This window comes from Sphingomonas sp., from assembly GCF_035714405.1.
Classification (GTDB): domain Bacteria; phylum Pseudomonadota; class Alphaproteobacteria; order Sphingomonadales; family Sphingomonadaceae; genus Sphingomonas.
Window position 1 is genome coordinate 52,164 of the sequence record NZ_DASTMA010000006.1, and the last position, 12,668, is coordinate 64,831.

Annotated in this window: 16 protein-coding genes and 1 tRNA gene; 6 read left to right on the forward strand and 11 right to left on the reverse strand. The window is 69.5% G+C overall.

Annotated features, from left to right (window positions below; translation table 11 throughout):
• Positions 1 to 63 precede the first annotated feature (63 nt).
• Complete coding sequence (gene msrA, locus VFQ64_RS01390) at positions 64 to 603, reverse strand: peptide-methionine (S)-S-oxide reductase MsrA (protein ID WP_325101511.1); 540 nt, start codon at positions 601 to 603, stop codon at positions 64 to 66.
• A 67-nt stretch (positions 604 to 670) separates the two neighbouring features.
• On the opposite strand from msrA, the gene galE reads away from it, so the two are divergent.
• Both galE and VFQ64_RS01400 read left to right on the forward strand, forming a co-directional pair.
• Positions 671 to 1,663 (forward strand): UDP-glucose 4-epimerase GalE, encoded by a 993-nt coding sequence (galE, locus tag VFQ64_RS01395; protein ID WP_325101512.1) that lies wholly within the window; start codon positions 671 to 673, stop codon positions 1,661 to 1,663.
• Complete coding sequence (locus tag VFQ64_RS01400) at positions 1,660 to 2,484, forward strand: CoA ester lyase (protein WP_325101513.1); 825 nt, start codon at positions 1,660 to 1,662, stop codon at positions 2,482 to 2,484. Before galE ends, VFQ64_RS01400 begins: the two co-directional genes overlap by 4 nt.
• Here VFQ64_RS01400 and VFQ64_RS01405 read toward each other — a convergent pair.
• From VFQ64_RS01405 to folK, 3 genes are all read right to left on the reverse strand, one after another.
• Positions 2,420 to 2,824 carry a PilZ domain-containing protein gene (locus VFQ64_RS01405; protein ID WP_325101514.1) on the reverse strand — a complete coding sequence of 135 codons (405 nt, stop codon included), beginning with the start codon at positions 2,822 to 2,824 and terminating at the stop codon, positions 2,420 to 2,422. The genes VFQ64_RS01400 and VFQ64_RS01405 overlap by 65 nt on opposite strands.
• An 88-nt stretch (positions 2,825 to 2,912) precedes the next feature.
• Positions 2,913 to 2,988, reverse strand: a tRNA-Lys gene (locus tag VFQ64_RS01410).
• A gap of 43 nt (positions 2,989 to 3,031) precedes the next feature.
• Entirely contained in the window at positions 3,032 to 3,505 is a 474-nt protein-coding gene (gene folK / locus VFQ64_RS01415) for a 2-amino-4-hydroxy-6-hydroxymethyldihydropteridine diphosphokinase (RefSeq protein ID WP_325101515.1), read from the reverse strand.
• A 22-nt stretch (positions 3,506 to 3,527) separates the two neighbouring features.
• On the opposite strand from folK, the gene VFQ64_RS01420 reads away from it, so the two are divergent.
• Entirely contained in the window at positions 3,528 to 4,229 is a 702-nt protein-coding gene (locus VFQ64_RS01420; protein ID WP_325101663.1) for a uracil-DNA glycosylase, read from the forward strand.
• 4 nt (positions 4,230 to 4,233) lie between these two features.
• Positions 4,234 to 5,181, forward strand: a complete 948-nt coding sequence (locus VFQ64_RS01425) for an alpha/beta hydrolase (RefSeq protein WP_325101516.1) — start codon at positions 4,234 to 4,236, stop codon at positions 5,179 to 5,181.
• Between the two features lie 145 nt (positions 5,182 to 5,326).
• Here VFQ64_RS01425 and aguB read toward each other — a convergent pair whose 3' ends face one another.
• The 4 genes from aguB to VFQ64_RS01445 all read right to left on the reverse strand — a co-directional run bounded on the left by aguB (position 5,327) and on the right by VFQ64_RS01445 (position 9,485).
• Entirely contained in the window at positions 5,327 to 6,175 is an 849-nt protein-coding gene (aguB, locus tag VFQ64_RS01430) for an N-carbamoylputrescine amidase (RefSeq protein WP_325101517.1), read from the reverse strand.
• Between the two features lie 185 nt (positions 6,176 to 6,360).
• Positions 6,361 to 7,329, reverse strand: coding sequence for an agmatine deiminase family protein (locus VFQ64_RS01435; RefSeq protein WP_325101518.1), 969 nt, complete (start codon positions 7,327 to 7,329; stop codon positions 6,361 to 6,363).
• A 154-nt stretch (positions 7,330 to 7,483) separates the two neighbouring features.
• Positions 7,484 to 9,124, reverse strand: a complete 1,641-nt coding sequence (locus VFQ64_RS01440) for a M28 family metallopeptidase (RefSeq protein WP_325101519.1) — start codon at positions 9,122 to 9,124, stop codon at positions 7,484 to 7,486.
• Positions 9,125 to 9,194: 70 nt separating this feature from the next.
• The gene (locus VFQ64_RS01445) at positions 9,195 to 9,485 is read right to left on the reverse strand and encodes a hypothetical protein (RefSeq protein ID WP_325101520.1); all 291 of its coding nucleotides are present in this window, start codon (positions 9,483 to 9,485) and stop codon (positions 9,195 to 9,197) included.
• 211 nt (positions 9,486 to 9,696) lie between these two features.
• On the opposite strand from VFQ64_RS01445, the gene VFQ64_RS01450 reads away from it, so the two are divergent.
• On the forward strand, positions 9,697 to 10,929 hold the full coding sequence (locus tag VFQ64_RS01450; RefSeq protein ID WP_325101521.1) for a dipeptidase: 1,233 nt from the start codon (positions 9,697 to 9,699) through the stop codon (positions 10,927 to 10,929).
• A 29-nt stretch (positions 10,930 to 10,958) separates the two neighbouring features.
• Here the strand turns inward: VFQ64_RS01450 and VFQ64_RS01455 are convergent, their stop codons facing one another.
• Both VFQ64_RS01455 and VFQ64_RS01460 read right to left on the reverse strand, forming a co-directional pair.
• Positions 10,959 to 11,513, reverse strand: coding sequence for a TMEM165/GDT1 family protein (locus tag VFQ64_RS01455; protein WP_325101522.1), 555 nt, complete (start codon positions 11,511 to 11,513; stop codon positions 10,959 to 10,961).
• A 13-nt stretch (positions 11,514 to 11,526) separates the two neighbouring features.
• Positions 11,527 to 11,859: a hypothetical protein gene (locus VFQ64_RS01460; protein WP_325101523.1), complete on the reverse strand. Its 333-nt coding sequence runs from the start codon at positions 11,857 to 11,859 to the stop codon at positions 11,527 to 11,529.
• A gap of 156 nt (positions 11,860 to 12,015) precedes the next feature.
• Between VFQ64_RS01460 and rpmG the strand changes: the two genes are divergently transcribed.
• Positions 12,016 to 12,183 (forward strand): 50S ribosomal protein L33, encoded by a 168-nt coding sequence (gene rpmG, locus VFQ64_RS01465; protein ID WP_055844439.1) that lies wholly within the window; start codon positions 12,016 to 12,018, stop codon positions 12,181 to 12,183.
• 98 nt (positions 12,184 to 12,281) lie between these two features.
• Here rpmG and VFQ64_RS01470 read toward each other — a convergent pair whose 3' ends face one another.
• Entirely contained in the window at positions 12,282 to 12,644 is a 363-nt protein-coding gene (locus tag VFQ64_RS01470) for a response regulator (RefSeq protein WP_325101524.1), read from the reverse strand.
• Positions 12,645 to 12,668 lie beyond the last annotated feature (24 nt).

Sequence of the window (12,668 nt, forward strand, 5' to 3'; positions counted from 1 at the left end):
CCGCCCCCTCCACCACTCGCGCAAGCGCGAGCGGTCCCCCTCCCCGTGAACGGGGAGGATCGTTCACGCCGCCAAACTCTTCGCCCGCTCCGCGAAACTCTTCCGCAGCTTCTGCAGCTTGGGCGGGATCACCGCCATGCAGTACGGATTGGAGCGGCCCGACGTTTCCCAATAATCCTGGTGATAGCCTTCGGCCGGATACCAGGTGGAGAACGCCTCGATCGTCGTCACGATCGGCTTGGCGGAACCCGCCTGCGCCCGCGCGATCGCCTCCCTGGCCTGCTCTTCCTGCGTCACCGTCTCCGGAAAGATCGCCGACCGGTATTGCGTACCGACATCGTTACCCTGCCGGTTGAGCTGCGTCGCGTCGTGGGTCGCGAAGTGGATGTCGAGCAGGTCGGCATAGCTAAGCTGTGCGGGGTCGAAGCCGACGCGGATCGCCTCGGCATGGCCGGTGGTGCCGTTGCACACCTCGCGATAGCCGGGGTTTTCGACATGACCCCCGATATAGCCGCTCTCGACCGTCTCGACGCCGATCACGTCCTTGAACACCGCTTCCACGCACCAGAAACAGCCGCCCGCGAACGTCGCATATTCGGTCATCGATCAATCTCCTGAAGCTTTCTCCCCATGTAGGAAGCAGATAGGAGCGGCGCAAAGGAGAGCCCCATTGATCGACGGCAAGGTTCTGGTCACCGGCGGCGCCGGCTATATCGGCAGCCATGCGGTGCTGGCGCTGCTCGACGCGGGGCATGAGGTGGTGGTGGTCGACAACCTCGTCACCGGCTTCGCCTGGGCGGTCGATCCGCGCGCCACCCTGGTCGAGATGAATGTGGCGGACGAAGGGATGGTCGGCGTCCTGCGCGAGCATCGCGTCGCTGCGATCATGCACTTCGCGGGCTCGGTGGTGGTACCGGAATCGGTCAGCGACCCGCTAAAATACTATCGCAACAACACCGCCGCGACGCGCTCGCTGCTGGAGAGCGCGGTGACAGCGGGCGTGCCGCACTTCATCTTCTCCTCGACCGCCGCGACCTACGGCACCCCCGAGCGTGTGCCCGTGGCGGAGGGCGACCCGACGGTGCCGATCAATCCCTATGGCACCAGCAAGCTGATGACGGAGGCAATGCTGCGTGACGTCGCCGCCGCGCACCCGCTCAACTATTGCGCGCTGCGCTATTTCAACGTCGCCGGCGCCGATCCGCAGGGCCGCTCCGGCCAGTCGACCGCCGGCGCCACTCACCTGCTCAAGATCGCCGCCGAGGCCGCGACCGGCAAACGGCCCCACGTCTCGGTGTTCGGCACCGACTTCGCGACCCGCGACGGCACCGGCGTGCGGGATTACATCCACGTCTCCGACCTCGCCGCCGCGCATGTCGCGGCACTCGAGCTGCTCGTCGCCGAGCCGGCCAAGAGCCACACCCTCAACTGCGGCTACGGCCGGGGGTTTTCGGTGATGGAGGTGCTCGATGCCGTCGACCGCGTCACCAACCTGAAGCTCGACCGCCGCATGGAGCCGCGCCGCGCCGGCGATCCGGCGGAGCTCGTCGCCGACAACCGCGCCATCCTCGCCGCCCTGCCCTGGCGCCCACAGCGCGACGATCTCGACACCATCGTCGCCGACGCACTGGCTTGGGAACGCAAGCTGGCCGAGCGCGCGTGAAACTCCGCTCGCTGCTGTTCGTCCCCGGTGACCGTCCGGAACGCTTCGCGAAGGCCGCGGCGAGCGGCGCGGACGCGCTGATCCTCGATCTGGAGGATTCGGTTGTCCCAGCGAGCAAGCCCGCGGCCCGCGCCGCGATCGCCGCTTACCTGGCGCAGGAGCGCACGCGCGTCCTGTTCGTCCGCGTCAACCCGCTCGACTCCGGGCTGATCGACGACGATCTCGCCGCGGTTCTGGTGGGTCGTCCCCACGGGCTGATGCTGCCAAAAGCGGAGGGCGCGCCCAGCATCGCCGCGCTCGCGGCCAAGGCGCCCGGCGTCCCGATTCTGCCCGTTGCGTCCGAGACCCCGGCGGCACTTTTCCAGCTCGGCACCTATGGCCAGGCACGCGAGCATCTCGCCGGCCTGACCTGGGGGGCGGAAGATCTGCCCGCCGCGATCGGCGCCTCCACCAGCCGCGAAGCCGACGGCAGCTACACCGACCCGTACAAGCTCGCACGATCGCTGACCCTGTTCGCCGCGCATGCTGCGGGCGTGCCGGCGATCGAGACCGTTTACCCGGACTTTCGCAACCTCGACGGCCTCGCCGCTTATGCGGCGCGGGGCCGCCGCGACGGCTTTACCGGCATGATGGCGATCCACCCGACGCAGGTGCCGGTGATCAATGCCGCCTTCACCCCGTCCGACGAGGAGCTCGCCCATGCCCGCGCCGTGGTGGAGTTGTTCGCCGCCAATCCGGGCGCGGGCGCGCTCCAGCTCAACGGCCGGATGGTGGACGCCCCTCACCTGAAGGCGGCGAAGCGCCTGCTCGCGTCGGGCTGATCGCCGACCTGTCGCCGGTGTCCGTCGAACAGCACGTCTTGGTCCCCAATTGCAGCACGCCTTGCACTTCGTTGGCGCTCAGCGGCATCACGAAGGCGAGGCCGAACCGCCGTCCCTCGACCCACACCACGCGGGCGGAGCGGCGCAGGTCGCCGCAGATCAGGCTGACGAAGCTGCCGCTCGGCGGCGGCTCTGGGCTGTTCGCCAAGGCGCCGGTCTCGGACAGATCGAGCAGATGCATCCGTCGCGTGCCGCCGGCGGCGTCGAGCTGCGCCGGCTGGAACAGCTTGCGCCTCGCCCTGGCCCGCGGCGCGAGCGCTGTGTCCTTCCCGTCGATCATGCCAGCCCCTTATCGTCTTGAAGCGCACGAAACGGCATGGCGTTCCACGCGATCATCGTCATCAAGGAGTTAACGCGCGCGCGTCCGCTGGTGGGTCCGCCGGGGCTCGAACCCGGGACCTCTCGATTAAAAGTCGCTTGCTCTACCAACTGAGCTACGGACCCCAACCAGCGTGGGCCGACCATCAACGGCGCGGCGCGCCAGCGCCTAGGCCAGCGGTCGCGGCCGGGTCAACCGCGCGTGGAGCTGGCGCACGGTCAGCGCGGTCGCCGGGTCGCGCCACCCCGGCGCCACCTGGACGAGCGGGCCGAGCACGAAGCGTCGCTCGCGGAATGCATGGTGCGGCACGCTCAGCCCCACCGACCGCCACGCGCCGCCCGACCACAGTACCAGGTCGAGGTCGATCACCCTTGCACCCCAGCGCTGCCCGCGGCGACGGCCGAAGTCGCGCTCGATCCGCTTGCACAGCACCAGCATCGCGGGCGGGGACAGATCGCTGTCGACCAGCGCCACCGCGTTGGCGAACCGGCGGACCGACGGGCCGATCGCGGCACTCGCCATTACGCGCGACAGGGTGCGTGCGCCCAGCGCCCGCGCCGCCGCCCGCACCTCCGCTTCGGGCGGACCATGCCGTCCCCGACGGTTGGACCCGAGCGCGATCGCGTAACTTGTGAACCGCATCGCCGCCGCCTACCCGATCGCGATGCTGTCCGCACTCTCGCCGCTGCCCACGACCGAGCCGCCGCGCGACTGCCCCTTGTGTCCGCGACTGGTCGCCTTCCGCGAGGAATGCCGCCTGGAGCATCCCGGCTGGTGGAACGCGCCGGTGCCCGCCTGGGGCGATCCCAATGCGTGGCTGGCGGTGGTCGGCCTGGCGCCGGGCAAGCACGGCGCCAATCGAACGGGGCGGCCCTTTACGGGAGATTTCGCGGGCGAGCTGCTCTACGCGACGCTGCTGCGGTTCGGCCTCGCCACCGGCACCTACGGCGCCGACCCGGCCGACGACCTGCGGCTGTGCGGCGCGGTGATCGTCAACGCGGTCCGCTGCCTGCCGCCCGCCAACAAGCCTACCCCGGCCGAGATCCGCACCTGCCGCCCGTTCCTCGAAGCCCCGCTCGCTGCGCTGCCCAACGTCCGCGTGCTCGTCGCGTTGGGCCAGATCGCCCACGATTCCGCCGCCCGCGCGCTCGAGCTCAAACCCAGCACCGCCAGGTTCGGGCACCTCGCCGAGCATCGCCTCGCCGATGGCCGCGTCTTGCTCAACAGCTACCACTGCTCGCGCTACAACCAGAATACGCGCAAGCTGACGGCGCCGATGTTCGAGGCGGTGTTCGCACGCGCGCTGGCGCTGCGAACGGAACTTGCCCGCCCACCACGCGCTCTGCGCGAAGAATCGAAGGGGTAGAAGCGTGGCAAAGACAAACTGGACGGCGATCGGCGCAGGCGCGGCAGCCGTAGGCGCGGGGCTGGCGCTGTTCTCGCAATGGCAGGGCAAACGCGCCGAGCGGCAGGTCCCCGCCGACGGCAAGTTCCTCGATGTCGACGGCGCCAGGCTGCACTATCTCGATGTGGGCGAGGGCCCGGCGATCGTCATGATCCACGGGCTCGGCGGGCAGCTACGCAACTTCACCTATGCGCTGAGCGACCGGCTGCCGGGCCACCGCCTCGTCATCATCGACCGCCCGCGCTCGGGCTATTCCACGGTTCCAGCCGGCGTCGAGCCGGGACTGAAGGACCAGGCCGACGCCATCGCGCAGGCGATCGACGCGCTGGGCCTCAAGCGCCCGCTGCTGGTCGGCCATTCGCTGGGCGGCGCGATCAGCCTGTCGCTGGCGCTCGACCGTCCCGGCCTCGTCTCCGCACTGGCGCTGATCGCGCCGCTGACCCAGCCGCAGACCGAGGTGCCCGCCGCGTTCCGGGGCCTGGCCGCGGGCGGTGCGTCCAAGATCAGCCGGACGCTCGTCGCCAATCTGCTGGCGGTGCCGGTCGGCACGCTGACCCGCGAACAGAGCGCCAAGGCGGTGTTCGCGCCCGAGCCCGTGCCCGCGGACTTCGCGGTCAAAGGCGGCGGCCTGCTCGCGCTCCGTCCGGGCAACGTCTACGCCGCCATCTTCGAGATGCAGGCCGCAGCCGACGAGATGGCAGGCATCGCCGCGCGTTATGGCGAGCTGCAACTGCCCGTCTCGGTCCTCTACGCACGCGAGGACAACATCCTCGGCTATCAGCTCCACGGCGAACAGACCGTCGGCGAGATCACCGGCGCCCGGCTGGAACTCACCGACGGCGGCCACATGCTCCCGATCACCCAGCCCGAGCTGACCGCCGCGTTCATCCAACGGGCGCGGACGGCGCGGTAATCAGATCCTCCCCGTGAACGGGGAGGGGAACCGCTCGGCGCAGCCGAGTGGTGGAGGGGCGGTAGCGCGAGCTGGTCGTGTGCGGAGACGCCCCTCCGTCAGCCGCGGAAGCGGCTGCCACCTCCCCGTGAACGGGGAGGAACGCCTACACGTCCTCCACCAGCCGTCCGTACAGCTCCGGCCTTCGATCCCGGAAAAACCCGAACGCCGCGCGGTGCCGCTTGACGCGGTCGAGGTCGAGCGTCGCGACGATGACGCCCTCCTCCTCGCGATCCAGCTCCGCCAGCACGTCGCCGCGCTCGTCGACGATGAAGCTGGTGCCGTAGAAGGTCTGCCCGTGCTCCACCCCGACGCGGTTGGCCGCAACCACCGGCACCACGTTCGACACCGCATGTCCCACCATCGCGCGCCGCCACAGCCGTGCGGTGTCCAGCGACGTGTCGTGCGGCTCGGACCCGATCGCGGTCGGATAGAACAGCACCTCCGCCCCCATCAGCATCATCGCGCGCGCGGTCTCGGGATACCATTGGTCCCAGCACACCCCGACGCCGAGCTTCGCGCCGGGTCCGGGCCATACCTTGAACCCGGTATTGCCGGGACGGAAATAGAACTTCTCCTCATAGCCCGGCCCGTCCGGGATATGGCTCTTGCGGTAAACGCCCTGCACCGCCCCGTCCGGCCCGATCATCGCCAGGCTATTATAATGATGCGGCCCGTCCGCCTCGAAGAAGCTGGTCGGGATCGTCACCCCAAGCTCCGCCGCCAGCGCCTGCATCGCCATGACCGCGCGATGCTCAGCCACCGGCTTGGCCTGCGCAAACAGCCCCTCGTCTTCCACCCGGCAGAAATACTCGCCCTCGAACAGCTCCGGCGGCAGGATCACCTGCGCGCCCCGCCAGGCCGCCTCGCGCACCAGCCGCGACACGTTGGCGATGTTGCGCTCGAGATCGTCGGAAAAGGCGAGCTGCAGCGCGGCAACGGTGATCTGGGTCATGGGCAGCGATGTAGGGGATATCTCCTAAAGTCGCCACGGGTGCTTAGCCTACCCGCCCCATCCCAACAGGATCGCAATAGCTACCAGAGCGGCTGGCACTCCGACGATCAGCCAACCCTCCCAAGTTGCTGGCATGTAGGGCTTGCCACGCCCTTCGACGAACCACTCGCGAGGAGGATGTTTCTTCAACCCGGCACCTGCTGCGAGATGCAGTGGAAGCTCCCCCCACCGGTCAGGATCGCGTCCGCGCGCAAGCCCACCGCATCGCGTCCCGGGAACAGCGCGCCGATCGCCGCCACCGCCGCCGCGTCGTTCGCGGCCCCATAGGTCGGCACCACCACGGCTGCGTTACCGATATAGAAGTTCATGTAGCTCGCCGGCACCACCTCGCCGTCGCGCAGCACGCGGCCCGGCGAGGGGACGCCGACCACCTCCAGCCCCGCCGCGCGCGCCGCGCGCGCAGCGTCCTCGTACACCTGCCGATTGGGATCATCCTCGGCCGGCTCCGGCAGCGCGATCACCCCGGGCGCGACGAACCGCGCGAGGTTGTCGACATGGCCGTCGGTATGGTCGTTCGCCAGCCCCTCGCCCAGCCAGACGACGCGGCGATAGCCCAGGTCCGTCCCCAGCTGCGCCTCGATCTCGGCGCGCGGCATCAGCCCATTGCGGTTGGGGTTGAGCAGGCACTGTTCGGTCGTAACGACGGTTCCTGTCCCGTCACCGTCGAGCGCGCCGCCCTCCAGCACCCAGTCGTGCGCCGTGACGGCGAGCCCGCGCCCGTGCGCCAGCCGCTCGCCGATGCTGTCATCACCCGGCAAGTCGTACTTGCCCCCCCAACCGTTGAAGCGGAACAGCCGCCCGACCCCGTCACCACCGACGATCGGCCCGGTGTCGCGCAGCCAGATGTCCCCGAACGGCTCCACCAAGACCTGCGCGAACGAGGCCATCGCCGCCGCCGCAGCAGCGGCCTCGGCGTCGGCTGCGACCAGCAGCACCTGCTCGCCCCGCCCACCGGCATGGACCGCGCACGCGAAGCCGATCACCTCCTCGCGTGCCTCGTCGAGGTCGTCCGCCCACAGCTCGGGGTGGCTGGGAAAGCCGATCCACACCGCCGCGTGGGGCGCCCATTCGGGGGGAGGGGGTTTGGGATGCATGATGCGGCCTTTAGCCAATCCTCCCCTGCAAGGGGAGGGGAACCGCCGCCGCTCGCGCCGGTGGTGGAGGGGTATCACCGCAAGTGAGACTCACAGCGGGCGACACCCCTCCCTCGCGCGCAAGCGCGTGCCACCTCCCCTGCCAGGGGAGGATTTACCTCGCGCCCGCCCGATCCTTGTCCCGCACCCCCCGAAACTCCGCCGTCGGATACCAGTTCGGCCACAGCCCCGTATTGTCCGCCAGCGTGCGCCCCAGCGCATAATAGACATCCAGATCCTCGACCGCCCCGGCCCAATCCCACTTCGGATCATACTGGTCGGCCGGCTTGTGATAGCGGTTGGCGACATAATCCTCCGCCGCCGCGCGCCCCGCGGCGGCGCCGCCCGCGACCAGGTCCTCGCCCGAATCGCCGTACAGCATCGGCACCCCCAGCCTGGCGAAGGAGAAATGGTCGGAGCGGTAGTAGAAGCCGCGCTCCGGCGTCGGCTCCGGGCTGATCCGGCGCCCCTGCGCCGCCACGATCGGCCGCACCAGGTCCTCCAGCTCCGACTTGCCCGCCCCGGTCAGCACAAAGTCCCGCGCCCGCCCGGTCACGTTCAGCCCGTCCATGTTGACGCCACCGACGGTGCGGGCGAGCGGATACACCGGATGCTCGGCATAATAGCGCGATCCGAGCAGCCCCGACTCCTCCGCCGTCACCGCCAGGAAAGCGACCGACCGCTTCGCCGGCCCGGCCTTGGCATGCGCCTCCGCCAGCGCGACCAGGCCCGCCGTCCCCGTCGCATTGTCGAGCGCCCCGTTGCAGATGTCGTCGCCGGCGACCGCGTCGCACCGCCCGAGATGGTCCCAATGCGCCGAATACAGGACGGTCTCCTCCTTCGCGGAAGTCCCCGGCAGCACGCCGATCACGTTCTTCGACGCCTGCCGTCGGATCGTGTTCCTGAACGAAGCGGACATGGCGACGCCCAGCGGCACCGCCTTGAAGCCCTTGCGCTTGGCGGCCACGGACAGGGCCGCGAAGTCCTTGCCGGCCGACGCGAACAGCTCGCGCGCCTTGGCCAGCTGCATCCAGCCGACCAGCTGGCTCTGGTCCATATGGTCGCCCGCTTCGTCCAGCCCGATCTGCGGCCCCGTCCAGCTCGACTGCACGACGGGCCAGCCGTACGCGGCGGGCTCGCTCTCATGGACGATGATCGCCGCCGCGGCGCCGTGCTTGGCCGCGTTCTCGTACTTGTACGGCCACCGCCCGTACCAGGTCATCGCGCGGCCCTCGAACGGCCCTGTCGACCCCTTGGTCTGCCAGTCCGGATCGTTGACCAGGATCACCACCGTCTTCCCGCGCACGTCGACCCCGGCATAGTCGTCCCACCCTTTTTCGGGCGCGGTGATGCCATAGCCGACGAAGACGACGGGCGAATTGGCGACGCTGATCGACGGCACCACGCGATAGGTGCCCGCCACCATGTCGGTGCGATACGCCATGCTGACCGGCGTCTTGCCGCCGGTGAAGGTCAGCGGGGCCACCTCGCCGGCGGTGATCTCCACCATCGGCACGTCCTGCGTCCATTGACCTTGATTGCCCGGCTGCAACCCCGCCGCCTTGAACCGCTCGATCAGATAGGCAACGGTCTTCTCCTCGCCGGGCGTAGTCGGCGCGCGGCCTTCATAGGCGTCCGACGACAGCGTCTGCGTCACTGTCTTCAGCGTTTCGACAGAGATCGCCGGCGAGTTCGCGGGCGTCTGCGCGAAGGCAGCGGACCCGAGCAGCAGGGCAGGCAGGAACAGGCGGCGCATGGGCGGACCTTTGCAAACGGACGATGCCGCTGTCTGGCATCGGCCCGCCGGGGCCGCAAGCCGCACCCGCTTACGGCGCGCCGCGCGCCTCGAAATCGCTGACCCCCGACTTGGTCCGGCCGGACGCCTCATCCGCCAGATGGCTCACGAACATCGCCGCGCCCGAGCCGAACAGCGGCAGTACCGTCAGCACCGCCCAGCCCAGCGCCGCCCCGCGCCCGCGCAGCTTGCCGCGGCGCTTCAAGGCAAAGCCGATCGCCGCCAGCGCCACCGTCGCCGCGACCGCGAGCAGCAGCGGCGCCAGGATGCTGGTCTCGCCACCGTTCATCGCCTCGACCTCCTGTTTATTGCTTTTCGCCAATGAACGACGACGTGTCGCGTTCCCCGCTGCGGACGGGAGATCGCCCCGCCTTCAACCTGGGTTAGCGAAGTCGCCCGCCCCTGTCCTACAGCGCGCCGATCTGCTTTGATCGGCCGATGCGTACCGCCCCCACCTTGCCCGTCGGAATGAAAGTGGAGCACCGGCGACGTCCTCCACTTTCTCAACATTCGCCTTTCCTGAGCCTGGGGGCATGATCCTCGCCCTCCTCCTGCTCGCCCAGGTCCAGCCCGATCGCGCGGTCGCGGCGCGCGTCGATCGCGTCCTCGCGCGCCAACCGGTGATCGACGGTCACAATGATCTCGCCTGGGAGCTGCGCGACTCGCAAGGCAACGCCGTCGAGGCAACCGACCTCACCCGCGACACGTCCCAGCTGCCCCGCCCGCTACAGACCGACATTCCACGTCTGAGAAAGGGCCGAGTCGGCGCACAGTTCTGGTCGGTCTGGATCCCCGCCGACACCCCCGGCCCCCGCGCCGTCGAGCTGACGCTGGAGCAGATCGACGTCGTCCGCCGCCTGGTCGCCGCGCAACCGACCACCTTCGCGCTCGCCACCACCGCCGCCGACATCCGCCGCCTGACCCGGCAGGGCCGCATCGCGTCGCTGATCGGGGTCGAGGGCGGCCACCAGATCAACGGCCGCCTTGCGGTGCTGCGCCAGTACAAGGCGCTCGGCGTCGGCTATATGACGCTGACCCACGGCAAGAGCCTCAACTGGGCTGACAGCTCGACCGATGCGCCTCGCGCCGGCGGCCTGTCCCCCTTCGGCAAGCAGGTGGTGGCGGAGATGAACCGCATCGGCATGATCGTCGACATCAGCCATGTCGCCGACACCACCGCGCGCGACGTGCTTGGCGTCTCGACGGCGCCGGTGATCGCTTCGCACTCCAATGCCCGTGCGATCGCCGACGCGCCGCGCAACATCCCGGACGACCTGCTCCGCGCGATCGGCGCGAAAGGCGGGGTGGTGATGGTGAATTTCTATCCGTCGTTCCTGTCGACCGCATGGCGTGCCTGGGACCGCGCACGCAGCGACTTCGCCAGGAGTGCGGGCGTTCCCGCCGACGCTTACGGGACGCGAGCACCCGCGCCGCTGGTCGCCTGGGACGCCGCACGCCCCGAGCCGGCGGTGACCGTCGCCACCGTCGCCGACCATCTCGACCACATCGCCCGCGTCGCCGGCCACCACGCGGTCGGGCTCGGCGGCGATTATGACGGCATCCAGGGCACCGGGCCGACGGGCATGAAGGGTGTCGACGCCTATCCGCTGCTGTTCGCGGAGCTCGCGCGCAGAGGTTGGAGTGATGCCAATTTGGCCAACTTGGCCGGCGGCAACATCCTGCGCGTGATGGAACGGGTGGAGGCGGTCGCCGCCGTGCAAGGCGGCAAGCCACCGATCGACGCCGTCGATGTCGGTTCGCGTTAGTGTGACCTTAGTGTGACCTTTCGGCCGGCTCACACCAGCCTGAGCGCCCCCATGCCCAACCAAAGGCTTGCGACGACGAACAGCGCACCGATCACCCGCCGCGTCGTGACGAGCGGCAATCGGGTCCACGCCGCCTCACCCAGCAGTACCGCCGGCACGACCACCGCCAGCGCCCCCAGTGTCGCGCCCAGCGCCGCCAACGCCGGCACCTCGCTACGCGCCGCCAAAGCGAGGACGACGAACATCACGCCGTCGCCAAAGAACAGGATGAACAGGCCTAGCAGCGACGTCGGGAACGCGCCGAGCTTCCACCCGGCGAGCCGCTCGGGTGGCTTGCCGCGCCACAGCGCGCCACCCCCTTGCAGGAGCAGGGCGAGCGCCAGCAGCAGCTGCCGTGCCTCCGGGGTCATGATCGGCGCGATCAGCGCCCCGCCCGCCGCCGCGATCCCGCTCGCCGCCGCCAGCGCCAGCAGCGCCGCGACGATTACCAGCCCCGGCGCGCGATACCGATCCGCCAGGATCGCCGCCAGATGCGCCGGCCGATCTCCCACCTGCGCCAATGCAACGGCAACCAACGCCGCCATCAGGGCGTCCATCTCAGGCGGCGAGCCTCACCGAACAGGCGGCGGCGAACGCATCGCACGCCGCCACGTCCTGTCGGTCCGCACCCACCGCGTCGCGCAGCATCGACAGCCAGCCATGCACCGCGCCGCGCTCGCCGCGCGCCAGCGCCGCCTCGATGAAGTGCGCCACCGTGACGGTGGGATTGAGCCCGGCATGATGCGCGATGTGCCGGATCTCGTCCACCGCGACCGCCACCTCCCCGCAGCCGAGATACGGCGCGCGCACGTCGATCGCCGCGATTCGCGCGCTAAGTTCGTACCGCACCGCTTCCAGATCGATTGCCCGCGCCATAGCAGCCCCGCTCATGTCCCGAAGCGAGGCTGCGCCCGAAAGGTTACCCGGTGATTAAGGCTGTGCGACACCACGCACGTTGACTTGTGCGGACCGATCCGTCATGCGCCGCGGCTGTTCAGAGCGGCGGCGCCCATGCCGGCCGCTCGCTTGCATTTCAGGATAGGGCTCATGGCCAAGCCGACCACCGTCAAGATCAAGCTCGTCAGCTCCGCCGACACCGGCTTCTTCTACGTCACGAAGAAGAACCCGCGGACCAAAACCGAGAAGCTGTCCTTCAAGAAGTACGACCCCGTCGTGCGCAAGCACGTCGACTTCAAGGAAGCGAAGATTAAGTGAAGCGCGGCTTGCGCCACGCTGGCGCAAGACTCGCGCAAACTCGGCCGGCCTAGGCTCGCCTAGGACCGACGACGCGGCTTTGCCGCGTCGCGCCTAGGTCACAGCAGCCCGTTCACCGTCTCCATGAACCGCGCCAGGCTGATCGGCTTGGAGACGTACGCCGCCGCCCCTGCCGCGCGGATCCGCTCCTCGTCGTCGCGCCCGGCATAGGCGGTCACCGCCATCACCGGGATCGCCGCCAGGCCTGCATCCGCCTTCAGCGCGACGATCAGCTCGAAGCCGGTGACGTACGGCATTTGGATGTCCATCACGATCAGGTCCGGCCCGAACGCCGCCGCGCGCGCCACCGCCTCACGCCCATCGCGCACCGGCTCCACCGCGTGCCCGTGCGCGCGCAGCAGGTCGCAGAACAGTTTCAGATTGAGTTCGTTGTCCTCGACAACGAGCACCTTCTTTGCCACGCGGCCCCCATGCAATCGAGCCAA